Source organism: Gordonia sp. IITR100, assembly GCF_002009645.1.
GTDB lineage: Bacteria > Actinomycetota > Actinomycetes > Mycobacteriales > Mycobacteriaceae > Gordonia > Gordonia hongkongensis.
Genome location: NZ_MVKV01000008.1, coordinates 17,708 through 42,498, shown reverse-complemented (window position 1 = coordinate 42,498; position 24,791 = coordinate 17,708). Strand labels below are relative to the sequence as shown.

General features: G+C 69.2%; 22 protein-coding genes and 1 pseudogene. 9 read left to right on the top strand and 14 right to left on the bottom strand.

What is annotated here, in order from left to right; all coding sequences use genetic code 11:
- Positions 1-17: 17 nt before the first annotated feature.
- The 4 genes from B1818_RS13255 to B1818_RS13240 are packed head-to-tail and all read right to left on the bottom strand — an operon-like array spanning position 18 to position 6,803.
- Positions 18-1,673 carry a glycosyltransferase family 39 protein gene (locus B1818_RS13255; protein ID WP_078112998.1) on the bottom strand — a complete coding sequence of 552 codons (1,656 nt, stop codon included), beginning with the start codon at positions 1,671-1,673 and terminating at the stop codon, positions 18-20.
- Complete coding sequence (locus B1818_RS13250; RefSeq protein WP_068972197.1) at positions 1,670-3,229, bottom strand: glycosyltransferase; 1,560 nt, start codon at positions 3,227-3,229, stop codon at positions 1,670-1,672. The genes B1818_RS13255 and B1818_RS13250 overlap by 4 nt, the downstream gene beginning before the upstream one ends.
- A complete protein-coding gene (locus tag B1818_RS13245) occupies positions 3,226-4,836 on the bottom strand; it encodes a hypothetical protein (RefSeq protein ID WP_078112997.1) in 1,611 nt (536 codons plus the stop codon). Before B1818_RS13245 ends, B1818_RS13250 begins: the two co-directional genes overlap by 4 nt.
- 5 nt (positions 4,837-4,841) lie before the next feature.
- Positions 4,842-6,803, bottom strand: coding sequence for an LPXTG cell wall anchor domain-containing protein (locus B1818_RS13240; RefSeq protein WP_078112996.1), 1,962 nt, complete (start codon positions 6,801-6,803; stop codon positions 4,842-4,844).
- 220 nt (positions 6,804-7,023) lie between these two features.
- Between B1818_RS13240 and B1818_RS13235 the strand changes: the two genes are divergently transcribed.
- Positions 7,024-7,827, top strand: a complete 804-nt coding sequence (locus B1818_RS13235) for an alpha/beta fold hydrolase (protein ID WP_078112995.1) — start codon at positions 7,024-7,026, stop codon at positions 7,825-7,827.
- A gap of 293 nt (positions 7,828-8,120) precedes the next feature.
- Here B1818_RS13235 and B1818_RS13230 read toward each other — a convergent pair whose 3' ends face one another.
- A complete protein-coding gene (locus tag B1818_RS13230) occupies positions 8,121-9,668 on the bottom strand; it encodes a carboxylesterase/lipase family protein (RefSeq protein WP_078112994.1) in 1,548 nt (515 codons plus the stop codon).
- 98 nt (positions 9,669-9,766) lie between these two features.
- Between B1818_RS13230 and B1818_RS13225 the strand changes: the two genes are divergently transcribed.
- Entirely contained in the window at positions 9,767-10,525 is a 759-nt protein-coding gene (locus B1818_RS13225; RefSeq protein WP_055475217.1) for a LamB/YcsF family protein, read from the top strand.
- Positions 10,526-10,541: 16 nt separating this feature from the next.
- Here the strand turns inward: B1818_RS13225 and rlmB are convergent, their stop codons facing one another.
- The 5 genes from rlmB to B1818_RS13200 form a co-directional block, all read right to left on the bottom strand.
- Entirely contained in the window at positions 10,542-11,492 is a 951-nt protein-coding gene (gene rlmB / locus B1818_RS13220; RefSeq protein ID WP_055475218.1) for a 23S rRNA (guanosine(2251)-2'-O)-methyltransferase RlmB, read from the bottom strand.
- A complete protein-coding gene (cysS, locus tag B1818_RS13215; protein WP_078112993.1) occupies positions 11,492-12,883 on the bottom strand; it encodes a cysteine--tRNA ligase in 1,392 nt (463 codons plus the stop codon). Before cysS ends, rlmB begins: the two co-directional genes overlap by 1 nt.
- 194 nt (positions 12,884-13,077) lie before the next feature.
- The gene (gene ispF, locus B1818_RS13210) at positions 13,078-13,575 is read right to left on the bottom strand and encodes a 2-C-methyl-D-erythritol 2,4-cyclodiphosphate synthase (RefSeq protein ID WP_078112992.1); all 498 of its coding nucleotides are present in this window, start codon (positions 13,573-13,575) and stop codon (positions 13,078-13,080) included.
- Positions 13,572-14,264, bottom strand: coding sequence for a 2-C-methyl-D-erythritol 4-phosphate cytidylyltransferase (gene ispD / locus B1818_RS13205; protein WP_055475226.1), 693 nt, complete (start codon positions 14,262-14,264; stop codon positions 13,572-13,574). Before ispD ends, ispF begins: the two co-directional genes overlap by 4 nt.
- A 30-nt stretch (positions 14,265-14,294) precedes the next feature.
- The gene (locus tag B1818_RS13200) at positions 14,295-14,783 is read right to left on the bottom strand and encodes a CarD family transcriptional regulator (protein ID WP_004020903.1); all 489 of its coding nucleotides are present in this window, start codon (positions 14,781-14,783) and stop codon (positions 14,295-14,297) included.
- A 401-nt stretch (positions 14,784-15,184) separates the two neighbouring features.
- Between B1818_RS13200 and B1818_RS13195 the strand changes: the two are divergent.
- Together B1818_RS13195 and radA are read left to right on the top strand one after the other, a co-directional pair.
- Positions 15,185-15,814, top strand: a pseudogene (locus B1818_RS13195) (hypothetical protein); the annotation flags it as partial.
- Positions 15,815-15,999: 185 nt separating this feature from the next.
- Positions 16,000-17,379, top strand: a complete 1,380-nt coding sequence (gene radA, locus B1818_RS13190) for a DNA repair protein RadA (RefSeq protein WP_055475228.1) — start codon at positions 16,000-16,002, stop codon at positions 17,377-17,379.
- Between the two features lie 22 nt (positions 17,380-17,401).
- Here the strand turns inward: radA and B1818_RS13185 are convergent, their stop codons facing one another.
- Positions 17,402-17,929, bottom strand: a complete 528-nt coding sequence (locus B1818_RS13185) for a PaaI family thioesterase (protein ID WP_171011614.1) — start codon at positions 17,927-17,929, stop codon at positions 17,402-17,404.
- Between the two features lie 127 nt (positions 17,930-18,056).
- On the opposite strand from B1818_RS13185, the gene disA reads away from it, so the two are divergent.
- Positions 18,057-19,142, top strand: a complete 1,086-nt coding sequence (gene disA, locus B1818_RS13180) for a DNA integrity scanning diadenylate cyclase DisA (RefSeq protein ID WP_055475230.1) — start codon at positions 18,057-18,059, stop codon at positions 19,140-19,142.
- A 29-nt stretch (positions 19,143-19,171) separates the two neighbouring features.
- Here the strand turns inward: disA and B1818_RS13175 are convergent, their stop codons facing one another.
- Positions 19,172-19,942: a hypothetical protein gene (locus tag B1818_RS13175; protein WP_058252679.1), complete on the bottom strand. Its 771-nt coding sequence runs from the start codon at positions 19,940-19,942 to the stop codon at positions 19,172-19,174.
- 133 nt (positions 19,943-20,075) lie between these two features.
- A complete protein-coding gene (locus tag B1818_RS13170; protein WP_065629170.1) occupies positions 20,076-20,729 on the bottom strand; it encodes a carbonic anhydrase in 654 nt (217 codons plus the stop codon).
- Here B1818_RS13170 and B1818_RS13165 point away from each other — a divergent pair.
- Positions 20,728-21,624, top strand: coding sequence for an A/G-specific adenine glycosylase (locus tag B1818_RS13165; protein ID WP_065629169.1), 897 nt, complete (start codon positions 20,728-20,730; stop codon positions 21,622-21,624). The genes B1818_RS13170 and B1818_RS13165 overlap by 2 nt on opposite strands.
- Before the next feature lie 162 nt (positions 21,625-21,786).
- Positions 21,787-22,749 (top strand): hypothetical protein, encoded by a 963-nt coding sequence (locus B1818_RS13160; RefSeq protein WP_065629168.1) that lies wholly within the window; start codon positions 21,787-21,789, stop codon positions 22,747-22,749.
- Positions 22,750-22,818: 69 nt separating this feature from the next.
- Here B1818_RS13160 and B1818_RS13155 read toward each other — a convergent pair whose 3' ends face one another.
- Positions 22,819-23,649 (bottom strand): alpha/beta fold hydrolase, encoded by an 831-nt coding sequence (locus B1818_RS13155; protein WP_078113067.1) that lies wholly within the window; start codon positions 23,647-23,649, stop codon positions 22,819-22,821.
- A gap of 111 nt (positions 23,650-23,760) precedes the next feature.
- On the opposite strand from B1818_RS13155, the gene B1818_RS13150 reads away from it, so the two are divergent.
- Entirely contained in the window at positions 23,761-24,069 is a 309-nt protein-coding gene (locus tag B1818_RS13150) for an antibiotic biosynthesis monooxygenase (RefSeq protein WP_035717146.1), read from the top strand.
- A 54-nt stretch (positions 24,070-24,123) separates the two neighbouring features.
- Complete coding sequence (locus B1818_RS13145; RefSeq protein ID WP_176455922.1) at positions 24,124-24,759, top strand: LON peptidase substrate-binding domain-containing protein; 636 nt, start codon at positions 24,124-24,126, stop codon at positions 24,757-24,759.
- Positions 24,760-24,791 lie beyond the last annotated feature (32 nt).

The window sequence follows — 24,791 nt, the reverse complement described above, 5'->3', positions numbered from 1 at the left end:
CGACGGTCCGCTCGGGCTCACACCAGCTGATACAGCCGCCAGTCCGGCAGATCCGCGCCCTGGTTGCGCGCCTCGAGGACGAGAACCCCGATCTGGGCGCCGTTCTCGTAGATGGTCGGATACCGCTGGTTGACCGCGTCGGAGAGTCCCCGACCTTCCGGTGGGACGGTGAGGAAGTAGCGCACACCGCCGCCGACCGGGTCGTTGAGCAGCTGCGCGAAGTCGCGATCCGACGGGATGACGAACTGGCGCGGCCGCTCGGACTGGACCACCACCGCGAAGCCGTACACGGTGTCGCACAACACCGCGCCGTCGGGCAGGTCCAGACCGTCGAGATACTGCGCCAGCGCCCGCTCGGTGGAGAACGACCGCACGATGCGCTGCTCGCCGAGGTACTTCTGGTCCACCGAGTCCGGGCGCGGATCGACCACCGATCCGAGTGCGAACTCCTGCGGCGCGTACTTGGGTGACGTCATCCCGGCGGCGGTGACCGGGATCGCGGTGGCGACCACGACGATCACGATCGTCGCGGCGATCTTGTTACTCCAACGCGAGGCATAGGGGCGGGGCGGCAGAATGTCCGAATGCCTGCCCTCGCGACGCATCGGAACCTGCTGCCGTAGGGGCACAGACAACAGGGCGATGACCGCGGCGAGCAGGACCACGGTCATGTAGAACCGAAGAAAGCCGAACGTCGAACCGCGTGAGTAACCGAAGACCTGAAACGCCAGCACGGCCACGATCAGCAGTGCGGGCAACATCGCCGCAAGCCGATGACGTCGGGCACGGACCCCGATGACTCCGAGAATGAGTATCGGAAGCAGTGGCGCGAGGATGAAGATCTCGGTGAGGGAGAACCCGATCGCATCCCCGGTCGTCGACGACCCGCTACCGCCGGACTGCGCGATGATCGCGGCGTTGCCGTATTCAGAGGTGAACTGCGCGAACGCGTCACCCGTGATGAGCCAGCCCGCCGCCGCCCAGGCGAGGAAGGCCAGGGCGCTGGGCGCCACCACCAGGGTGATGTCGAGGAGCGTGCGCGACACCCGTTTTCGGCGGTCGCGGCGTGTGTAGGTCACCCATCCGACCACGAAGGCCGCGGCCAATGCGGCGGCACCGCCGTCGTAGCGGGTGAAATAGGACAGGCCGAGCGCGATCCCGGCCACCACGAGCTCGTGGACGTCGTCTGAGGAGACCCACCGGATCAGACGACGGGTGGCCCAGGCCAAGAAGAAGAGGTACGGCGCCTCGCTCATCCCGTTCGCGGCATAGAGGACGATCATCGGATTGATTGCGTAGAAGATCGTGAAAGTACCCGCCACGAGCGGACGCAGGCCCTGGTCGCGCGCGATCCCCGACGCCTGCACCACCGATCCGGCCATGAACGCCGACGACATGATCACCGCCGAGAGCGCCTGCGTCGTCATCTCCGGGAACCACGGGGTGAGCGCGGTCAGCGGCAGCTGGACGATGGCGGTCAGCGGGGTGAAGATGAATCCGATCGCCGCGAGATGCGGTGTCCGACTGAACAGTACGCTCTGTGCCGACTGCACCCTCGAGAGCGCGTCGCCGAAGAACAGGTGCACCTCGCTGACGAGGTAGACCCCGATGACGAGGTACGGGATCCACGTCGCGAGGAAGATCAGCACCGAGGCCGGGACACGGCGGGTCACGTCGGCTCCTGCCCGTCGGGATCGGTGTCCGGCGAACTGCTCGTCGACAGACCGTGAAAGGTCTTCTCCCAGTACGACGGATTGACCAGGATCTGCCACATGCCCTTGATGGCGGCGACACTCATCATCAGCCAGTACAGCGGGATGAGAAGGGCCGAACCGAGCAGTTCGCTGCGATCGTCCTCGCGGATCGCGACGAGGTTCATGTACAGCGCTGCCCCGTTGCCCAGCAGCAGCGAGATCAGCGACAGGTAGTAGATGGGTCCGGGGAACAGCTCGGCGACGACCGGTGGCTGCCCGCCGATCCACAGCGCCAGGATCAGCCAGAACACCATGTTCAGGCAGGCGATCACCGGGGTCCCGGCGATCAGCAGCGTGAAGCGCACGAACGCGACGGGCCCGAGGATGTGCCAGAGCTTGACCGGGTGCCGCATGTGGACGAGCCACGTCTGCATATAGCCCTTGTACCAACGGGAACGCTGGCGGACCCAGTTGATGGCATCGACATTGGCCTCTTCCATCGTGACCGAGTCGAGAACCAGGGTGCGGTATCCGTGGTCGGCGATGCGGACCCCGAGGTCGGCGTCCTCGGTCACGTTGTAGGGGTCCCAGGCGCCGATCGTGTCGAGGACATCGCGCCGGAAGTGATTCGACGTGCCGCCCAACGGGATCGGCGCGCGACTGACCATCATGCCCGGCAGCAGGAAGCCGAACCAGATGCCGTAGTCGGCCGTGAACCACTCGGTCAGCATGTTGTCGCGCACGTTGTGGAAGCTGAGCTTGCCCTGCACGCAGACCACCGAGTCGTCGCCGGAGTTGTTCAGCACGTACACCGCCCGACGCAGCTGCAGCGGGTCGGGTTTGTCCTCGGCGTCGAAGATGGTGACGATGTCGCCGGTGGCGAAGTGCATGCCGTAGTTGCAGGCCTTCGGTTTGGTCCGCGGCTGCGCCGGGGGTGTCAGGACGACCGTGACGATCCCGTTCTCCTCCACCCCGCGCGCCGCCTCGATCGTCGGCTCGTCGTCCTCTTCCAGCAGCAGCAGGACCTGGAGCTTGTCCCGTGGGTACTCGATCGTCTCCATCGCGGCCACCAGTTGACCCACCACCTCCGGCTCGCCGTAGGCCGGGACGAACACGGTGTAGGCGGGCAACTCGTCGTCGGGGATGGACCGGGCGTCCTCGTCGGAGACGCGGATGGCACCGTTGACCAGTCCCCGCCGGAAGATCACCAGGCGGTCGGCGAGGGTCACCACGTATCCGATCGTGGCGATCGAGACCAGGGTGGCGCAGGTCCCGACCGGTTCGATCACCATCGCGACGGCGATGATGCCGAGCAGCGTGAACCCGATGATCTTCTGAATCCGGCTGAAGGCCACCGAGGCCGACATGTCCTCGTCGGCGTTGCGGAGACGGTTGACGGCGTCTTCGAGGGCCTGCGCCCGGTAGTCCGGGTCGGCGAGCAGTTCGGCCACCGGACGCGTCGGTCTCGTGCTGCGCGCGACCCCCGGCTTGTCGGCGGCTGCGGCGTGCCCGGGGCCGGCCTCGTCGATGCTCATGCACCGGCCCCCCGAGCGGCCCCGAGCTGGGCCCGGATGAGCTCCCCGGCCAAGCCGATGAGCAGGGCCTCGTCCTTGAGTTGCGGGTCGGTGTCCAGCAGGACCGAGTTGCCCCGCAGCAGGATCGTCATCAGTGAGTTCATGTTCGCGAGGATCGTGATGCGCGGCTCCGGGAAGTAGGCCTCGGGCTCGTGGTTGTCGACCGCCCACAGCATGACCTGCTGGGTGCGGTTGCCGTTGTTCCACCGCCAGGACAGCACCGTGTAGGTCAGGTAGCGCTCGTCGTCCACGACACTCCACACCCGACCCCGGACCCCGTTCGACAGGTCCACCTCGATCGGAAGGCTCGTGCGTTCGCTGGACAGGTCGTAGCGGAAGATGTCCGGGTAGACGTCGAGGACGAGTGGCCGCCTGCTGTCGACGCTGTCGACGACCACCCGCCGGGGACGCGCGAACTTGTCGTAGGCGCGGTTGCCGCGGGTCTGCACCAGGACCTGGCGGATCAGCACGGACCCCGGCCCGTAGAGGCGTGACACCCACCCGTAGACACCCAGGGACTCCTGCCGCCAGCCGACCGGGACCACGAGCGGCTCACCGATACCGAGCTGCGGATAGCGATTGCTCTGGTAGTTGCTACCCACCGGCGGGGTGGGGCACAGCGCCAGCAGAACCGCCACGAACAGCACCACCAGACCCGGCCGGCCCACGAACGGGACTTTCGGCTGACTGATCCGGCCGGCCTCGGGCGGCGACCACTGCCGGCCGCCGCGCCGCCGATAGTCGACCAGCATGTAGGCCGACGTCGCGAGGGCCGCGATCAGGCCCGGATAGGGCACGACGATGTTCCGGGGCGCGCCGAGCGCGTCGAACACGAACAGCGCGACCAGGCCCACCGCACCGGCCAGCAACGCCGCGAGCAGCTTCCGCCGCCACGTCCGACCCACCGCGATCGCGGTCGCGGCGACGGCCATCAGCACCACCACGAAACCGGCGGCGAGCGACGTCCCACCCATGATCAGCACGACGGCGCGGACCGGCGGCGGGAAGATGAGCACCAACAGCACCCACACCCACCGGTAGCGGGCGACCGGACGCAGCCCGAAGAGCAGAACCGCGGCGCCGAAGACGAACAACCACAGGGCGAGCAGATCCATGTGGGTGGTGAGGTACGCGCGCGCATAGCGCGGGTTGACCAGATACTTCATCGCCAGCGCGAGGATCAGCACCACGATGCCGACGATGACGTCGGTCTGCCGGTCGTAGATCGGCAGTTCGTCGACGGTGCGCCACGACACCCCGATCACGGCGATCAGCGCGAGGACGACCAGCACCGGGACGTAGAGGATGAGCGTCTGCGCCATCAACTCGTCGACGATCGCGACGATGGTGTTCCAGAACCCCAGGGCCGTGCACCCGATCAGGAACAGCCACCGGGCCGCCACCAGCCACTCCGGGTGATCGACGAATGCGGGGTGCGGCGTCTCGGGCTTGCGGCGCGTGACGACGCCGACGAGCGTGGCGACCGCACTCGTCGTGCCGGCCGACCCCGAATCCGGGGTCGACGGTTCCGGGTTCTGCGCCGTGGTCGTCGCGGGAGCCTCGGGCACGCCGGTCAGCTCTCGGCGGTCCGTTGGCGTCGACGGCGCAGGATGAGGGTCGCGGCGACGGCCGCCAACACGACGATGCCGACCCCGACGACCGCGAACGCCACCCAGGAGGTGTCGCCGGTCGACGATTCCGGCTGCTGCACATCGTCATCGACCACGAGCACCGGCTCCTGGCCGGACACCTGCAACAAGGCGTCGCCGTTCAGCGACGGCCAGCGATCGGGATCGGCGGCCAGCCAGTCGAGCAGGGCGTCGAGATCGGCGGCGGCGTTCGTCGAGGTCGCGACCAGCACCGACCGGCCGGCATCACGGGCCACCTGCAGCGAACCGAAGCGCACGGTCGGCGACAGCAGCACCTCGGCGCGCCGGCCGTCCGGATTGAGCACCGAGACCGTGCCGCCGTCGGCGGTCACCGGCAGCGACAGCTCGGGCAATCCCTGGCCGTCCGCGGCGATGACGACCGCGGGGGCCGAGGCCGACATGGCGTCGTCGAGCGGTACGACGTCGACTCCGAGACGCACCGCCGACAGTCGCTGCAGGCCCGACATCAGCGCCACCGCGCGGGCGACGTCGGCGACGTCACCGCGGGTCCAGGCCAACGAGTTCCGCGGCATCAACGCCTGCGGCAACGAGGCGAACCCGGATGGTGTCGGCGGGTCGGCGACCTCGGATCGCACCTCCCCGGACGAGTCCAGGCTCAGCGAACTCCGCACTCCCGCACCGCACTGCTCGCCGACGTCGCCGTGGTTGTAGGTGACGGTGACCTCGGTGAAGCGCGTCAGCAGGTCGGCGGGGATGTCGACCCAGGAGTTGTAGCTGCCGGAGGAGTCGGCGGGCCAGGAGGCGATGACCCGGTCCCCGACGGACACCGCGATCTGGCCGCCCATCGGGGTGTAGGTGCCCTTCAGCTGCATTCGCACGTTCTGAGACGGCCGTCCCAGGCGCGTCTGGTCGACCCCGAACGAGATGGTCGGCCAGCCGGTCGCCGAGACGCGCTGGTCCCCCACGCCCAGTTCGGCGAGCGTGGTGACCTCCGGCGCGAGTTGCGGTGCGGCAAAGGGCGGCCCGGCCACCGCCGCGGAACTGACGGCGATCGACGAGAGATCAGAGGTGAGGAACTCGACCTGGGTCTCCAGGTCGTCCTCGCTGCCGCCTATCCGCAACACCGGCCAGCCTGCACCCGGCCCCAGGCTGAGTCCGTCGGGCAGAGCCGAGTTGATGACGATCTGCCGTTCGAGCGGTTCGATCTCCTCGTCAGGTGCGGCATCACCGCGCGGCAGCGAGTCCGTCTCGATCTCCACTGTCGCCGCACCGTAATTCGCGATCACGGCGGTCGCGAGCGACACGGCCGCAGCACCCTCGGCGGGCCGCACGTCGTCGGGGACGAAGATGGTCAGCTTGCGCAGGACCGGCGGCAGGAACTCGGCGACGCTGTTCGGCGCGGCTTCCCGGCCACCGTATGTGACGGTCGCGTTCTGGATGCGCAACCCCGAATCGGGGTCGAACAGACACGATCCGGCCGTGCGCAGATAGGTCCGCAGGACGATGTCGGCGGCGTTGCGTTCGACCCGCACGCCGCGTAGCGACAGCGAGATCGGCGAATTCACAGCCGGATTGATCGGCGTCCGCGAGATCAGCCGGCCTTCCTGCAGGACGTCGATGTTGCCGCCGGTGACGAAAGCGGGATACTGCGTGACGCCGCGCAATTCGGTGAGGGCGAGATCCGGCGGTATCGCGAGGGACAGACTCACCTCGCCCTGCTGTCCCGGGAACGCGATGGTCGGCGACGAACCGAGATCGCGAAGGTTCAGCGGCGCAGGCGGATCCCCCGGCGCCGCCTGCGCGGCCGGTGTCGACGGCGCCCCGATCGAGGCGATGCCGGCCAACAGCAGGCCCACCAGCAACAACGCCGGCCCACGGCTACGTCGACAACGCGACTCGCCGCGGGTTTTCCAGGACACGTGCATTCGCCACCCTTCGAGTGACCCCCGTCCCGACCCTTAACGCCCCGAAGAGAACCTATCCCACGACACGGCTCGGCACATATTTTCACGCGATCGGACCGGTGGGCCGCCCGGTGCGAGTCATCCGTGCCATCTCGATTCGCCAACGATGCCCCGAACCGGCACCCGACTCTGCGACCATGTCCTGCAGGTCGACACGTCCGGCGAGATTCGAGGGAGCGCGATGCGACAGGTTCACGCCGGCGAACGCGTCGACGGCGGCGTCTACGTGGACATCGCCGACGCGACGATCTGGCACTTCACCGCCGGCGAGTCATACGGCCCGCCGATGGTCCTGCTCCACGGGCTGTTCGCGTCGGCGTCGACGTGGGGAACGCAGATCCCCGCCTTCCTCGACGCCGGTCAGCAGGTGTTCGTACCCGAACGGCCCGGTCACGGTCACAGTCCCGACCTCCCCGGCGAGTTCCACCTCGACCGGATCGTGGCACGCACGATCGTCTATCTCGAGACCGTCGTGCGCCGGCCTGCCAATCTGGTGGGATGGGCCGACGGCGGCACCGTCGCCCTGCTCGTCGCCCGGGACCGCCCGGACCTCGTCCATAGGCTGGTGTTCGTCGGCGGATACCTGAACCGTGCCGGCCGGATGGCCGACGAGTTCATCTCCCGGGTGTCTCGCCGCGACCCGGTGACGATGGACTACCTGCGCATCTACTACGACACCACGTCACCGGACGGGCCCGAGCATTTCGAGACGGTCTTCGACAAGGCGGTCCGGATGCTCGCCGCCGAACCGGAGTGCGAGGTAAGCGAATTCACCGGCGTCGAGTTACCGACGCTGGTGGTGGTCGGCGATCGCGGGCTCGTCCGCCTCGAGCACGCGCTCGAGCTGTCGCGGACGCTGCCGTCGGCCCGGCTGGCCGTGATCCCGGGCACCCACATCCTGCCGGTCGAATCGCCCGAGCTGTTCAACCCGCTCGTCCTGTCGTTCCTGGCCGCCGACCCCCCGTCGGTCTGGGAGTTCGGCTGACCCCCCTCCCCGACCGAAAGCACGACCTGCCCCTGCTCCCTGATCCGAGAGAACGACATACCCATTGCCCCCTGAGGTGTGAGGAGCGTCAGCGATTGCCCCTTTGCTCCCTGAGGTGTGAGGAGCGTCAGCGATTGCCCCTTTGCTCCCTGAGGTGTGAGGAGCGTAAGCGACGAGCCACGAAGGGCCTGGTGAGACACGTTGCGAAGCCCTTCGTGGCTCGCTTCGCTCGCACCTCAGGGAGCAGAGATGTGGATGCTGAGGAGTGTTCTCTCGTTGTGCACGACGGCCGCCTAGGCCGACGAATGCACCCGGTACCACGCCTGGCGCCGCAGGCTGTCCGGGTCGGCCTCGACGTGGTCGGGGTCGTCGAGGACGAGGACCTTGCGGTCGGCGGTGGTGTAGGCGGGCCAGCCGAAACCGGGGTCGCCGGTGCGGGCGAACCCGCCCCAGCGGGTCTGGACGTTCTTGGTGACCCGGCCGGTGGCGGGCCAGTCGGCAAGGGCGAGACCGGCACCCATCGGGGCCCGGTAGGCACCGAACACGCTGAACAGCTCGGTGGCGTGCGTGGCCCCGAAGCCCGTGGCCTCGAGCACCTTCGTCTGGTAGTCGTAGCGGTACACGTAGGTCGGGGCGACGGCGCTGTGCCCGTCGGCGAAGGCGCTCATCGGTGCCCAGAAGATCGAGTCGCCGGCCAGCCGGATGCGGTCGCGGTCCCCGTCCTCGTAGTGCGAGGCGATCTCGCGCCGGACCTCCTCGTCCTCGACGCGCATCAGGGTGCGTTCGGCGTCGGGCAGGACGTTCCAGAGTTTGGCGAACAGCTTGCCCTCGTCGCGGTTGCTGCCGATCACGAGCGGCACCGGCTGCGTGAGCCCACCCGCGGCGGCGGCGAGCGGCGACCGCGGCAGCAGGTCGCCGTCGACGACGGGCGCGAACGGGATCGCACCACCGGCGGTCTTGGTGGCGAATCGCATCAGCCGGTTCCCCGCCGCCAGCAGCAACGCCGGGTTGGGCGAGGTGAGCAGACGCTGGGCGTGGACCGTGTCGACCGGCGGCTCGTCCCGTTCGAGAGAGGTCGCCCGACGTTGCGGGTCGCGCAACAGCCGGACGAACTCGTCCGCGTAGATCTTCGCCGCGTCCTGCTCGACGATCAGTTCCGGGGCGGGACTCTGCGCGATGGCCTGGTGATAGAGACCGGTCGTCGACGGGGCGGACAGCAGCGAGAGCACCGACGACCCGCCGGCGCTCTCGCCGAAGATCGTGACGTTCTCCGCGTCGCCGCCGAACGCCTCGATGTTGTCCTGGACCCACTGCAGGGCCGCGATCTGGTCACGCAGTCCGACGTTGGAGTCGAACGGACGATCCTCGGTGGCGAACTGACCGAGGTCGAGGAAGCCGAACGGACCGAACCGGTACTGGATGGTGACGACGACGACGTCCTGGGCACGCGCGAGGAAGGCGCCGTCGTAGAGCGGGGTGGCGGCCGTACCGAGGATGAACGCACCGCCGTGGATGAACACCATCACCGGTCGCGGTGCCGACGACGCGACGTCGGGCGAGTAGACGTTCAGCGTGAGGCAGTCCTCGGCCATCGGCGCGAACTTGCCCGGTGCGATGGCCGTGAACCGCTTCTCCTGGATGGCCGCCTTGGCCACCTTGGTGCAGTCGCGGACGCCGGGCCAGTCGTGGGCGGGCTCCGGTGCACGGAACCGGCGATGGGCCACCGGCGGTGCCGCGAACGGGATGCCTCGCCAGCTGATGGTCCCCTTGCGCAGCCGCTTCCCCCGGGCGCCCTCGACCACGCCGTTACGGATGGTCACCTTACTGTCGAGTAATGCCATACCCACCACCGTAGACGAAACGACGACTTCGTCTACCCGCCGCCGCACACACACCGATCGGGCGGTCCCCGCTGGTCGGCCACCACTACGATGCGCTCATGGGTTCCGGCGCGGCACGCATCGACCTCAACGCCGACCTCGGTGAAGGCATCGGCGACGACGCGGCGATGCTGGGGATCGTCACCAGCGCCAACGTGGCGTGCGGCTTTCACGCCGGCACCCCCGCGCAGTTGCTCGCCACCTGCCGGGCCGCGGTCGACGCCGGGGTCCGGATCGGCGCCCAGGTGTCCTACCCCGATCGCAGCGGCTTCGGGCGCCGGTTCATGGAGATGACGACTCCGGACCTCGTCGCCGACCTGGTGTACCAGATCGGCGCGCTCGACGCCCTCGCCCGATCGGTCGGCGGGGCCGTCACCTACGTCAAACCGCATGGCGCGCTGTACAACACCATCGTCCATCACGAGCAGCAGGCCGAGGCCGTGGTCACCGCGGTCCGCGATGTCGACGCCGGATTGGCGGTCATGGGGCTACCGGGATCGGAGGTGCTGTCACGCGCCCGACGGGCGGGACTCGACACCATCTCCGAGGCGTTCGCCGACCGCGCCTACACCCCGGAGGGCACCCTCGTGCCGCGCGGAACCGACGGCGCGGTGTTGTCGGACAGCGCCGAGATCGCGCGACGGGTGGTCGAACTCGTCACGACGGGCCGGATCGGCGCGATCGACGGAACCCTGATCGACGTCGACGCCGGATCGGTCTGCCTCCACGGCGACACCCCGGGCGCGGTCGGACACGCGCAGGCCGTGCGCGACGCACTCACCGCCGCCGGGATCGTCATCGGCGCGCCACCGGCCTGACCGGGAGGGATGCTGCCTAGCCGCGTCGCTGGCGGGCGAACTCGGCGAGGACCACACCCGCGGCGACCGAGGCGTTGAGGCTCTCGACGTCGCCGGCCATCGGAATGGACAGGATCGAGTCGCAGCTCTCGCGGACGAGGCGGGAGAGCCCCTTGCCCTCCGAACCGACCACGATCACGGTGGGGCCGCTGCCGTCGTAGTCGTCGAGGGTGACGTCACCGTCCGCGTCGAGACCGACCAGTTGCGCCCCGGCGTCGGCCCAATCCTTCAATGTGCGAGTCAGATTGGTCGCGCGGGCGACCGGCAGGCGCGCCGCGGCACCGGCGCTGGTCCGCCAGGCGACGGCCGTCACGCTCGCGCTGCGTCGTGCGGGGATGACCACGCCGTGCCCGCCGAAGGCCGCGACCGAGCGGATCACCGCGCCCAGGTTGCGCGGATCGGTGATGTTGTCGAGGGCGACGAGCAGCGGCGGGGTGCCGCTGGCCTTGGCCTCCGCCATCAGGTCGTCCGGGTGGGTGTACTCGAACTCCGGCACCTGCAGCGCGATGCCCTGGTGCATTCCGTTGGTGGACAGGCGATCGAGTTCGGGTTTGCCGACCTCGAGGATGGAGATCGCCGAGTCGCCGGCGATCTTCACCGCCTCGGCGACCCGCTCGTCGGGCTCGGAGTTGGTGGCGATGTACAGCGCGGTGGCCGGCACGCCGGCGCGCAGGCATTCCACGACCGGATTGCGGCCGAGGACATACTCGGGACCTTCGTCCCGGGCCCGCGCCCCGCTGCGACCGGCCGCCGACTTCGACGCCGCCTTGGCTCGCTTGTGAGCCGGATGATACGGCCGGTCAACTGCTTTCGGTGTCGCGCCACGGGCCTCGAGGCCGCGGCGACGCTGACCACCCGAGCCGACGGTCTGCCCCTTCTTGGTGCCGTCCTTGCGAATCGCGCCTCTGCGCTTGGAGTTCCCTGCCATCACGCCTCACCCTTCAATGCCCATTGCGCACCGTCGGGGGTGTCGGTGACCTCGATACCGGCCTGCGCCAGCCGATCCCGCACCGCGTCCGCGGTCGCCCAGTCCTTGGCGACGCGCGCGTCGGCGCGTCGCTGCAATTCCGCCTGTACCAGCACGTCGAGTGCGGAGGTGGTGGCCGACTCGTCGGCGGCACCCGCCCACCGGTCGTCCAGCGGGTCGACGCCCAGAATCCCCATCATCGCGCGGACCGTGGATGCCGCCGCCAGCGCGGCGGCTCCGTCACCGGACTCCAACGCGGTGTTGCCCTGCCGAACCACGTTGTGCACGACCGCGAGTGCGGCCGGGACGCCGAGGTCGTCGTCGAGCGCGGCGGCGAATTCGGGATCGACATCCCCGACGACCACCTCGCCCACGCGCGCGCCGACCCGGGCCACGAACGACTCGACGCGCCGATAGCCGGCGGCGGCCTCGGTGAGCGCGCCAGACGAGTACTCCAGCATCGACCGGTAGTGCGCGCTGCCGAGGTAGTAGCGGAGCTCGACCGCCCGGACCCGTTGCAGCATCGCGGGGATCGACACCACGTTGCCCAGCGACTTGCTCATCTTCTCGCCACCCATGGTGACCCAGCCGTTGTGTAACCAGTAGCGCGCGAACGCATCTCCCGCACCGTGTGCCTGCGCGATCTCGTTCTCGTGGTGCGGGAAGATGAGATCCATCCCGCCGCAGTGGATGTCGAACTCAGCGCCGAGCAGCGAGGTGGCCATCGCCGAGCACTCGAGGTGCCAGCCGGGACGGCCGGGGCCCCAGGGCGTCGGCCAGGACGGCTCGTCGGGCTTGGCCGCCTTCCACAGGGTGAAGTCGCGGGGATCGCGTTTGCCGGTCCCCGCGCTCTCGCCCTGATGCACGTCGTCGAGCCGGTGTCCGGACAGCGACCCGTACTCCGGCAGGCTCCGGACGTCGAAGTACACGTTGCCGTCGGCGACGTAGGCGTGTCCGCGGTCGATCAGTCGCTCCATGTATTCGATCATCTGGGTGACGAACCCCGTGGCCCGCGGCTCGGCCGACGGCGGCAGGACCCCCAGCGCGCGGTAGGCGTCGTCGAACGCACGCTCGTGGGTGGCCGCCCATTCCCACCACGGCCGTCCCGCGTCCGCGGCCTTCCGCAGGATTTTGTCGTCGATGTCGGTCACGTTGCGCACGAACAGCACGTCGAGGCCCTGGTGGGTCAGCCAGCGCCGCAGGATGTCGAAGGCGATGCCGCTGCGGACGTGCCCGATGTGCGGAACTCCCTGGACCGTCGCCCCGCACAGGTACACCGACGCTTGGCCTGGGTGCAGCGGCACGAAGTCGCGCACCTCTCGGGAGTCGGTGTCATACAGGCGCAGGGTCACGACCGGCAATCCTACCGGACCCTGACCTGGCCACCGACGGCCCGAGCCGCAGGTGCGCGCACCTCACGCAAGGCCACCGGACACGGGCGCATGGCGTTCGGCGCTACGGTGTGCGTCCGCGCGTGCTCAAGGGCCCACGGGCGGGGCCACCTGGAGCAGCGCAGCCCCTACGGGCTCGTGCTGAACGTCGCGGACTAAGCGGAATCGTACGGCGGCATGGCCTGCGACAGCGCGGCGTCCAGCAGCGCGGTGGCCACCGCGGCGATCCCCTCGCCGCGGCCGGTCATGCCCAGGCCGTCGGTCGTTGTCGCCGACACCGACACCGGGCCGCCCAGCACGTCGGACAGCACCTGCTGCGCCTCCGCACGGCGCGGTCCGATCTTGGGCCGATTGCCCACCACCTGTACGGCCGCGTTCACCACGCGGAGCCCGTCGGCCTCGATGAGAGTCCGTACGTGCGAGAGCATCTGGACTCCCGAGACACCCTCCCACTCCGGGCGACCGGTGCCGAACACGGAACCCAAGTCACCCAGACCCGCCGCCGACAGCACCGCATCGCACAGCGCGTGGGCGCCGACGTCGCCGTCGGAGTGGCCTTCACACCCCGGTTCGTCGGGAAAATACAGACCGACCATCCAGCACTCGGCGGACGCGTCGACGCGATGGGCATCGGTACCGATGCCGACCCTCATCGCCCACCGACCATGTCGCGCACGATACGCAGGTCCCAGGGCGTGGTGATCTTCATGGCAAGCGGGTCTCCGGGGACGAGGTGGACATCGATTCCGCATGTCTCGACGAGGCCGGCGTCGTCGGTCGCGATACCGGCGTCATCGGCGTGCGCGCGGAGGAGGGCGTCACGGGTGAAACCCTGGGGGGTCTGTACGGCGCGCAACTCCTCGCGGTCGACGGTCCGCGTCACGCGTTCGAGACCGGCCGGGCCGGGCTCGACCTGTTTGAGGGTGTCGACGACGGGAACGGCGGGGACGACCGCCTGATGCCCGGCGCGGATCGCGGCGACGACGTCGGTGAACACCCGCGCGGGGGTGAGTGGTCGCGCGGCGTCGTGCACGAGCAGGATGCCGGCGTGGCCGGCGGCGGCGATGCCGGCGCGCACCGAATCCGACCGGTGAGCGCCACCGGCGACGACGCGCACGCCGGTCAGCAACGCCGATGCCCGCTCGACGAGGTCGGCGGGCACCACGACGACCACGGTCGCCCCCAGCGAGGCGGGGATGTTGTCGACGCATCGCTCGAGGATCGTCCGTCCACCCACGTCCACGAAGGCCTTGGGCACCGGCTCACCGAGCCGGGTTCCCGACCCGGCGGCCGGGATGATGACACAGACTTCTGCGCCGGAAAGCTCCGGCGTAGGGGTCACGAAGAGTCCTGAACCAGGTGCGACCGGCGGTCAGGAAGCGGCGGCGAGAACCTCGTCCAGCATGCTGGTGGCCTTCTCGTCGTCGGTGTTCTGGGCGAGTGACAACTCGTCGACCAGAACGCGACGGGCTCGGGTCAGCATCCGCTTCTCACCGGCCGACAACCCACGATCCTGTTCGCGACGCCAGAGGTCGCGGACGATCTCGGCGACCTTGATGATGTCGCCCGAGATCAGCTTCTCCTGGTTCGCCTTGAACCGGCGCGCCCAGTTGGTCGGCTCCTCGGTGTGCGGGGCCCGCAGAACCTGGAAGACCTGATCGAGACCTTCCTGCCCGACGACGTCGCGAACGCCCACGTACTCGAGCTTCGTCGAGGGAATCTGAACGGTCATGTCACCGTCGGCAACCTTGAGAACAAGGTATTCGATCTGCTCACCCTTGATGGTCCGGGTCACGATGTCTTCGACCCGGGCAGCACCGTGATGGGGGTAAACGACGGTGTCGCCAACTTTGAAATTCAATGTTCCTTGCCCCTTTCGAGTGAAGCCAGTCTAGCACGGGCGTTCCGAGGCACCCACCCAACGGTGCAGGTCAACGCGGTGAACAGGTTTCATGACAGGCTCTTGCGAGGTCGCGAGGGGTGCGCGGTGAGGGTGCGCTACCCCACCGGAGCTCCCCGTCGGCCTGGCGCGGGGTACGCCCCACCACGGTGTCGACCGGGCTCCCCGGCACCGCCCGCCGACCCCTGGGACGACGTGGGCACGACCACCCGGCGACCGCTGCGGGGCCGTGGCGCCGGCGACGGCGACAGACCAATCGGGTACCCGGCCGGACTTTTCCGCACCGCGCCCACTACGCTGCGTAGTGCAGGGTTTCGCGCGCTGCATGTCGGCTTCGTTTGACCTGGGAGGATCGGGTGTCAGTGCTATCACTTTCCGCGCGGCGGTCGGCGGTTCGGCCATCTCGCATGGTGACCGCGGTTGCCGCGATCGGCATCGCCGTCGCCCTCGGCACCACCGGCTGCGGTGCGGGTCAGATCTCGCAGACCGCCAATCAGCTGCCCGCGATCAACGGCGCGAACGTCAACTACGACGAACTCGAGCTCCGCGACGTGCAGATCCTCTACCCCGAGAACGACGCATCGACGGTCTTCGGCGACGGCGGACCGTTCGAGCTGGCGTTCGTCATCGCCAACTCCGATCCGCTTGTCTACTACCGCCTCAAGGGGATCAACCCCGAGGAGGGGCAGGTCACCTTCATCGAGGGCGCTGAGGCCGATGACCGCGTCATCCCGCCCAACGGGGCGCTGCGCGGCGGCACCCCGGTCGGCGCCAACGCCGAGTTCGAGAAGCGCCTCAGCGTCGAGCTCGACAACACCGGTGACACGGTCGCGGCGGGTCTGACGACCGAGCTGACGTTCGTGTTCGAGAAGCGCGAGGCCGACGGCCGCTGGGTCGATGCCGGCCAGACCACCGTCGACGCCCCGGTCGACGGCGGCGCCGAGCTCGAGCGCCAGGACGTGGCACGTAACGCCGAGCCGACCTTCTACAACTAGCATCACGGCGACGAGGGCCACGGCGAAGAGGGCTCCGGGGCCGGCACCGGCGAACACGGCGCCGACGGCGAGGGTCACGGCGAAGGCGGCCACTGACCACCGGTCGAACCACTTCCACGAGCGAGGCCCGGCACCCGCCGGGCCTCGCTCGTTCTGTCGGCCCCGCCACCTAGGCTGACCGGGTGGCCAGAACCAAGACGTCCTTCCGCTGCACCGCGTGTGGCCATCAGGTGCCCAAGTGGGTGGGCCGCTGCCCCGAGTGCGGCGAATGGGGCACCATCGGCGAGGTGGCCGGGCCGGCACCGTCGGCGCGCTCGACCGCGGCGGTCGCACCGTCGAGCCCCGCTCTGCGCATCACCGAGGTCGACGCCGAATCGTCCGCCGCGATCCCCACGGGCATCGGCGAGCTCGACCGGGTGCTGGGCCGCGGCGTCGTCCCGGGCTCGGTCATCCTGCTGGCCGGTGAGCCCGGCGTCGGCAAGTCGACGCTGCTGCTCGAAGCCGTCAAACACTGGGCGGCACAGGACCGCACGGCGCTCTACATCACCGGCGAGGAATCTGCCGGGCAGGTCCGCATGCGGGCCGAGCGCACCGGCGCGGTGCACCCGAACGTCTACCTGGCCGCCGAGACCGACCTCGCGACGATCCTCGGCCACGTCGACTCCGTCGCGCCGTCACTCATGATCGTCGACTCGGTACAGACCCTCGTCGCCTCCGGGGCCGACGGCGTCACCGGCGGCGTGACCCAGATCCGGGCGGTCACGACCGCACTGGTCTCGCTCGCCAAGAACCGCGGGGTCGCGGTCATCCTCGTCGGCCACGTCACCAAGGAGGGCGCGGTCGCCGGGCCGCGGTCGCTGGAGCACCTCGTCGACGTCGTACTCGCGTTCGAGGGTGACCGGCACTCGACGCTACGCATGGTCCGCGGTGTCAAGAACCGGTTCGGTGCGGCCGACGAGGTGGGGTGTTTCGAACAGCGCGACGACGGCATCCATCAGGTCCCGGATCCCTCCGGAATCTTTCTGCATCAACGTGATTCGGATGTGAGCGGCAGCGCGACCCTGGTGACCATGGACGGCAAACGCGCACTGGTGGGCGAGGTCCAGGCGCTGGCGAACGGCACCGAGATGAACATTCCGCGCCGGGCGGTCTCCGGCCTGGACATGAACCGCGTCTCGATGGTGCTCGCGGTCCTGCAGGCACGCGGGGGTCTGAAACAGATCGCGAAGAGCGAGGTGTATCTATCCACGGTGGGCGGCATGCGCGTGACCGAGCCGGCCGCCGATCTCGCGATCGCGCTCGCTGTGTACTCCACGGTGAAGAACCAGCCGATCCCGCAGTCGACGGTGGTCGTCGGCGAGGTCGGGCTCGGCGGTGAGGTCCGTCGTGTCTCGGCCGTCGCGCGCCGACTCGCCGAGGCGAAGCGACTCGGCTTCCGGGAGGCGATCATCCCCGCGGCCACCGACGAGGAACTGCCGACGGGCATCCGGATCCTGCGTGTGGCGAACCTCGGCGACGCCGTCGGTCTCCGCGACGCCGATCCGGTGGACGCGCCCTTCTGACCCGTCCCCCTGGCCGCTACGCCTAGGGGTACATCCGGCGTTTGTACTCCTCCGCCCGGGCGCTCTTCTCGACATGGGCGGCGAAGTGCTTCCGCACATCGATCGTCACGAAGATCGCGTGTGCGCTGGCCACCGGCTCGTCCGGATTACCGATGTGGGCGACCGCCTCGGTGAAGATTTTGCGGCGCTGTCGGCCCAGCAAGGTGCCGGTGAACTGCAGCGTCGAGCCCACCGGGATGGGCCGGATGTAATCCACCTCGAGATGCACCGTCACCCCGGAGGGCCCGATCAGGAGCGGGATCGTGCCCATCACCTCGTCGAACGCGGTGCTCAGGATGCCGCCGTGGATGACGCCGGGGCCGCCCTCCATCCGGGTCTCGACCTCCATCGACGCGTCGACGGTGAACCCCTCACCCGCATGCACCACCAGATGCAGGCCCTGCGGGGAGTCCGGTCCGCAGCCGTAGCAGGTCGGGTTGTGCATGCGGACGGGTTCGCCCGGCTTGGCCGCCTTCGGGTGGCGTTCCACCTCGTCCAGGTCGTCGGGCACCACGAAACTGCTGCTCTTCACACCCCGGTACCCTAGTCACCATCAGAACGGCCGATGTCGCTGGCATCCGGCCCGGCGCGGGTGGGCGCCGTCCCCGCGGGGACGGACGGGTCACTGGAGGGAAGTCATGGTTGCCGAGGTGGTCAGATCCGAGCTGACGCGCGACACGGTGGCGCGCGTCGCGCCCGGCACGCCGCTTCGTGACGGCCTCGAACGCATCCTGCGAGGCGGCACCGGCGCCCTCATCGTGCTGGGGCACGACTCCGACGTCGAGAAGATCTGCGACGGCGGTTTCCACCTCGACGTGGAGTTCGCGCCGACGCGACTGCGCGAGCTCGCCAAGATGGACGGCGCAGTCGTGCTCTCCACCGACGGCAAGCGCATCGTGCGGGCCAACGTCCAGCTGGTCCCCGATCCCTCCATCCCGACCGAGGAGTCGGGCACCCGTCACCGCGCGGCGGAGCGGACCGCCATCCAGACCGGGCATCCGGTGATCTCGGTGAGCGCGTCGATGTCGATCGTGAGCGTCTACGTCGACGGCGCCCGCCGGGTCGTCGAGAGCCCGGACCCGATCCTGTCCCGCGCCAACGTCGCGCTGGCCACCCTCGAGCGGTACAAGGCCCGGCTCGACGAGGTGATCTCGGCGCTGTCGCGCGCGGAGATCGAGGACTACGTGCTGCTGCGCGACGCGATGTCGACCGCCCAGCGCATGGAGATGGTCCGTCGTGTGTCGGCCGAGATCGAGGAGTACGTCCTCGAACTCGGTGTGAACGGCCGGCAGGTCAGCCTGCAGCTCGAGGAGCTGATCAGCGACAACGACACCATGCGCGAACTGCTCGTCCGCGACTACTACGCCAGCCCCGAGCCGGCGACCGCCGAGGATGTCCGCCAGGCGCTCGAGGTCGTCGAGAACCTCAGCGACGCAGACCTTCTCGACCTCACCCTGCTCGCCGGGGCCTTCGGGTACCCGACGACGATCGAGGCCCAGGACACGGCGATGAGTCCCCGCGGTTACCGTCTGCTCGCCCGGATCTCGCGGCTGCAGTTCGCCCACGTGGACCGGCTCGTGCGCAGCTTCGGGACCCTACAGGCGCTGCTCGCGAGCTCGTCGGCCGATCTGCAGGCGGTCGAGGGTATCGGCAGCATCTGGGCCCGCCACATCCGTGAGGGACTGTCCCGCCTGGCCGAGACCAGCATCGAGCGCTACGACTGATCGCCTGGCCCGGCGAACGTGACCGTCGCTCAGGGCTGTTGGGCCGGGGCGACCATGTTGAACGTGATCGGGAACGATTCGCGTTCGCCGATCTTGCCGATGGCGGAGTAGGAGCCGGCGGGCACCTGGGTCCGCGGGCGCTCGCAACCGGGGCTGCTGGTGGTACCCGACCAGGTGATCGTGTCCTTGACCTGCTGCGCAGGCTTGAGCACCACGTTGTTGACCGTGTTCAGCGGCGAGCAGTCGCGCGCTGACCACAGCGTCCGGGTGCCGTCCAGGGTGCGGACGATGACGTTCTGCACGGCCTTGCCGACGTCGCGGGTGCACTCGGACAGTCCGGCGTTGGTGGTCACGATGGTGAACACCGGGTTCTGTCCGATCGTGTAGGTGGGCTTGTCGGTGTAGAGGACCACCGAGATCGCCTGATCCGGGCACAGGGCAGGCCCGCCGGCTGCTCCGGGAACGCCTGCTGGACTTGCTGATTCGACCGGGGTCGCGGACCCCGCGGGCGGCCCCGCCGGAGCACCCGCCCCGCCGCCGGCACCGCCCCCCGCATCCGGTTCACCGGAGGCGCCACCCGCCTGCGGTTCCGACGCGGGCGGCGCGGATGTCGTCGACGACGCCGACGAACTCGACGACACGCTCGCGGTGGCTGCGGTGTTCTGCGGATCCCCGCTTCCCGACGTCATCCACACGATCAGTGCGACGACCAGACCGACCACGACCAGCGCACCACCCGCGGCGACGACGCGGCGTCGCCAGTAGATCTCGGGTGGCAGCGGGCCCTGGGGTTCGATCACGACCACAACGCTAACGGCCGGGTCTTGACTTCTGGTTCATCACGTGCGGCGTGTCGCAGCGGGAAAGCGGTCCCGAGCAGGCAAAGTCTAGAGTTCGCCTTCAGGTCCACCGCATGCGGAGACGAATACGACGTCAGGCAGACTCGGCCGCCACCGCGGTGGGCGCCGGGCGTTCACCGATGTCCCCGTACACGCCCTGGACGTTCACCTGACCCTCGCTGAGCTGGTAGGTCAGGCCGACGATCGCCAGGCGGCCGGTACTGATCCGGTCGGCGATGATCCGGCTGCGCTGCATGAGCAGCTGCCCGGTCTCCACCACATGGCGGGCCTCGAACTCGTCGACTCGTGTCAGGCCCTCGCTACGGCCGGCGAGGATGCTGGGGGTGACCCGTTCCACGACGTCGCGGATGTAACCGCCGGGGATCTGGTTGTCGTCGAGCGCGTCGAGGGTGGCCTTCACCGCGCCGCAGCTGTCGTGTCCGAGGATCACGATGAGCGGCACCTGCAACACCTCGACGGCGTACTCGAGCGAACCGAGGACCGCCGAGTCGATGACCTGACCGGCCGTGCGGACGACGAACATGTCGCCGAGACCCTGGTCGAAGATGATCTCGGCCGCCAGCCGCGAGTCGGCGCAACCGAAGAGCGCGACGTGCGGATGCTGGCCCCCGGCGAGTCGCGCCCGGTCCTCGATACCCTGGCTGGGATGCCGAGATTCACCTGTCACAAATCGGTTGTTGCCGTCGCGCAGGATGCGCCAGGCCTGCCGTGGTGTCGTTGCGGTCATGCCCAATAGTGTGCCATCGGGCCATCTGCTCGGTTGGTTCGATATGCATGAACGGGATCTTCCGTGGCGTGACCCGTCGTGTAGCGGCTGGCAGATCCTCATCAGCGAGATCATGTTGCAGCAGACGCCGGTGTCCCGGGTGGTCGAACCCTGGCGGGAGTGGGTCCGGCGGTGGCCGGTCCCCTCGGCGATGGCGGTCGAACCGGCCGGGGAGGTCCTGCGGGCGTGGGGCAAGCTCGGCTACCCCCGACGCGCGCTCCGCCTTCACGAGTGCGCCAAGGTGCTGGCCGCCGACCACGGCGATCGGGTTCCCGAGGATGTCGAGACCATGCTGGGACTGCCCGGTATCGGGGACTACACCGCACGGGCGGTCGCCTGCTTCGCCTATGGACAGGCCGTGCCGGTGGTCGACACCAACGTCCGGCGGGTCATCGTCCGCGCGGTTCACGGGCGCGAACAACCGGCGAATCCGTCGCGGCGGGATCTCGCCGACGCGCAGGCGCTGCTCCCCCGGTCCGTCGACGGCACCTACGCCGCGTCGGCACCACGCTTCTCGGCGGCGCTGATGGAACTCGGCGCGCTCGTCTGCACGGCTCGAAACCCCAAGTGCGACAAGTGCCCTCTCGTCGACGGTTGCACCTGGGTCGGCCGCGGCCGGCCGGCGCACGCCGGACCGCCGCGCCGGGTGCAGAAGTTCGCCGGCACCGATCGTCAGGTGCGCGGGCTGCTCCTCGATGTCCTGCGCAACACGAGCGGCGCCGTCGACCGCGCCGCACTCGACGTCGTGTGGACCTCCGACACCGCCCAGCGTGACCGGGCCCTGGATTCGCTGCTCGTCGACGGACTCGTGGAGATCACCGCGAGCGGACGCTACTGCCTCGCCGGCGAGGCATAGTCCGCCGGGACTCCGCCGAACGGCACCGAGACGGCTGTACCGGAACTCCGCTCGAGCCGGCGATGACAGACCTCATAATCCGTGCCGGGTTCATTGACCAGTCGTTTGATCGTTCGGAGATAGTCTCCCACCACGCCCGGATCGTTGCTAATGTCCCGATCCATGAGTCAGCCGCCGTATCCCCCTGTCCCGCCGCCGGACCCGCAGCAACCGGGCGGCTTCCCCGGGCAGCAGCCGCCCCAATACGGGCAGCAGCCGCCGCAGTACGGGCAGCAGCCTCCTCAGCAACCGCCGTACGGCCAGCAGCCGCCGCCGCAGCCGCAGTACGGCCAGGCCCCGCCTCCGCCGCCTCCGGGCGGGCCGCAGTACGGTGACGCCGGGGCCTATCCCGGAGCCCCGGATCCCTACGGCGCGCCGGGAGATTCGGGCAAGATCGACGTGGGCACCGCGTTCTCGTGGGCCTTCGGCAAGTTCAAGAACAACGTCGGCGCGATGATCCTGCCGGGCCTCGCGGTGTTCCTGTTGGGCGCAGCACTCATCGCGGTGGGGTTCTCCGCGGTGTCGATCTTCGGCACCACCGAGACCGTCGACTACGGCAATGGCTTCTACTACGAGGAGACGTCGCTCGGCCTCGGCGGCGGCATCCTCCTCGGCCTGGTGTACCTCGTTTTCATCCTGGGCCTCCTCTACATCCAGGCGAGCATCATCTCGGGCGCGGTCCGGGTGGCCAACGGCGAACCGGTGACGGCGAAGTCGTTCCTGACCCCGATCCGCTTCGGGCCGGTCATCGGAACCGCGATCCTCGTCGGCCTCATCACGGGTATCGGCTACGCGCTGTGCATCATCCCGGGCATCATCGCGATGTTCTTCCTGATGTTCTCGGTGGTCGCGACCATCGACAAGAGTCTGTCGCCGATCAACGCGATGAAGGCGTCCTTCGAGTTGACCAAGTCGAAGGTCGGCGACTCGATCCTGACCCTGCTGGTCACCTACGCCATCAACCTCGTCGGTGTGCTCCTCTGCTACGTGGGACTCATCGTCGCGGCTCCGGTGGCCCAGTTGTTCCTGGTGCACTGCTGGCGCCGGCTCAACGGCGCGCCCATCGCGCCGGCCGACCCGGCCTGACGCCACCCGTTCCTTCTCGGGGCGTACACGATTCGTCGTGTACGCCCCGAATTACGTTGCGCAGCAGCCTCAGCGGTCGAGGCCGGACAGAAATGCCTCCACCGCACCGCGATAGACATGCGGCGCGTCGTCGTGGATCAGATGTCCGGCACCCGGCACGCGGAGGTATCGGGCGTGGTCGTTGACCGCGCACATCGTCCGCATCTGCCCCGGCGGGGTGACCCCGTGCTCGGCCTCGATCAGCAGCGCCGGCACGTCGACCGAACGCCATTGCGTCCAGAAGTCGCGTCGGCCCCATTCCTCGGCGATCGCGGTCCACAACGGAATCCGGCCGTGTAACCGGCCGTCGTCGAAGGCCTCGAAGAAGTAGCGGCCGGCCACCGGCCCGAACATCTCGACGGCTTCGGCCTCGGAGGCGAATCGGTCCGGCCAGGACTCGAACCACGGGGTCCAGCTCGTGGTGGTCCGGCCGCGGAAGTCGGGGGCCATGTCCTCGACGACCAGTGCCGCGACGAGTTCGGGGTACTCCGCCGCCGCGCACCAGGCGTGCAGGGCTCCCATCGAATGCCCGATGAGGACCGCAGGCCCGCGGTCGATCCAGGTGAGGACCTCGGCGAGGTCGGCGACGAACCGCTCCGTCGCGAGTTCGCCGCCGTCGCAGGGTTCTTCGGCGTCGGCGCCGGTGTGGAACGCGGCGTCGTAGGTGAACACCCGGCCGTACCGGCGCAGCCACGGGACCTGGCGGCGCCATGTCCGTCCGCGGCCCATCAGGCCGTGCAGCAACACGATGGGCGGCGCCGCGCGCTCGACTGTGGCCGACGATCCGTTCGCGTCGTCCGCGACTTCGGGACCACTGTGGTCGCGAAGTCCGGTCTCCTGCGGAACCTCACCGTCGAACATGCCAGAACTGTAGTCGCAGAACCGCAGTGCCACCGACGACCGGCACGGGGCCCGACCGCCGTGTCGTCGTTCCCCAGACGACCGGCCCCGCGCAGCGCCTATGGTGGACGCATGTCTGTTGTGAAGATCAATGCCATCTCCGTCCCCGAGGGCGCGGGCCCCGAACTGGAGAAGCGGTTCGCCAATCGCGCCCACTCGGTCGACGGGTCCAAGGGGTTCCTCGGATTCCAGTTGCTGCGTCCGGTCAAGGGTGACGACCGCTACTTCGTCGTCACCGAGTGGGAGTCCGAAGAGGACTTCCAGGCCTGGTCGGCGGGTCCGGCCCGCGAGGCGCACTCCGGTGAGCGCGCGAAGCCGGTCGCCTCGGGTGCGGATCTGCTCGAGTTCGAGGTCGTGCTCGACGCGCGACCCAAGTCCTGAGACGAGCACGCCCTGACCTCTGAACCGGCGGCGGGCGAAACGCTCGTCGCGCCCATGTTCCCGCTCGGCACCGCCCTGGTGCCGAGCGCGGAACTGCCGTTGCGCATCTTCGAGCCACGCTATCGGCAGATGCTGGACGACCATGCCGACACCTCGACCGACCCGCCCACGGTCAGATTCGGCGTGGTACTCATCGAGCGCGGTTCCGAGGTCGGCGGCGGCGAATCACGCTGCCGGGTCGGCACCTTGGCACACGCCGAGATCACCGGCCGGCTGCCGGACGGCCGCGCGGCGCTGACCGCAATCGGCCGTCGCCGGTTCCGGGTCGAGGAGTGGCTGCCCGACGATCCATATCCCCGCGCCCGCATCACGGTGTTGCCCGAACGGACCCCGAGCCGCTCCGATCTGGCCCGTCTGCGCGACCTCGCCGAACGACACCGCGAGCTGATCCGGCGAAAGTTCCGCGCCGCCGGCGAGGACCCCGAGCCGATCATCGCCGCCTTCGCGCTCATCGACTCCGATCCCCGGGCCGCAGACCTCTCGCCCATCCACCGGTGGGCGGCGCAGACGGCGGGACAACCGCATGACCAGCAACGACTCCTCGAGGCCGAGGACCCGTCCGACCAGATCGAGATCCTCCACGACGTGCTGCAGGGGATGGAGGCCCGGGTGGCCTTCGGCAGTTCCTGACGACCACCCCTGGCATCAGAGTTAGAACGTGT

Coding starts and splice junctions, on each gene's coding strand:
- B1818_RS13250 (WP_068972197.1), bottom strand. CDS start 3,229: ATGAGCATCGACGAGGCCGGCCCCGGGCACGCCGCAGCCGCCGACAAG.
- B1818_RS13240 (WP_078112996.1), bottom strand. CDS start 6,803: ATGCACGTGTCCTGGAAAACCCGCGGCGAGTCGCGTTGTCGACGTAGC.
- B1818_RS13235 (WP_078112995.1), top strand. CDS start 7,024: ATGCGACAGGTTCACGCCGGCGAACGCGTCGACGGCGGCGTCTACGTG.
- B1818_RS13230 (WP_078112994.1), bottom strand. CDS start 9,668: ATGGCATTACTCGACAGTAAGGTGACCATCCGTAACGGCGTGGTCGAG.
- B1818_RS13225 (WP_055475217.1), top strand. CDS start 9,767: ATGGGTTCCGGCGCGGCACGCATCGACCTCAACGCCGACCTCGGTGAA.
- rlmB (WP_055475218.1), bottom strand. CDS start 11,492: ATGGCAGGGAACTCCAAGCGCAGAGGCGCGATTCGCAAGGACGGCACC.
- ispF (WP_078112992.1), bottom strand. CDS start 13,575: ATGAGGGTCGGCATCGGTACCGATGCCCATCGCGTCGACGCGTCCGCC.
- disA (WP_055475230.1), top strand. CDS start 18,057: ATGGTTGCCGAGGTGGTCAGATCCGAGCTGACGCGCGACACGGTGGCG.
- B1818_RS13165 (WP_065629169.1), top strand. CDS start 20,728: ATGCCCAATAGTGTGCCATCGGGCCATCTGCTCGGTTGGTTCGATATG.
- B1818_RS13170 (WP_065629170.1), bottom strand. CDS start 20,729: ATGACCGCAACGACACCACGGCAGGCCTGGCGCATCCTGCGCGACGGC.
- B1818_RS13160 (WP_065629168.1), top strand. CDS start 21,787: ATGAGTCAGCCGCCGTATCCCCCTGTCCCGCCGCCGGACCCGCAGCAA.
- B1818_RS13155 (WP_078113067.1), bottom strand. CDS start 23,649: ATGTTCGACGGTGAGGTTCCGCAGGAGACCGGACTTCGCGACCACAGT.
- B1818_RS13150 (WP_035717146.1), top strand. CDS start 23,761: ATGTCTGTTGTGAAGATCAATGCCATCTCCGTCCCCGAGGGCGCGGGC.
- B1818_RS13145 (WP_176455922.1), top strand. CDS start 24,124: ATGTTCCCGCTCGGCACCGCCCTGGTGCCGAGCGCGGAACTGCCGTTG.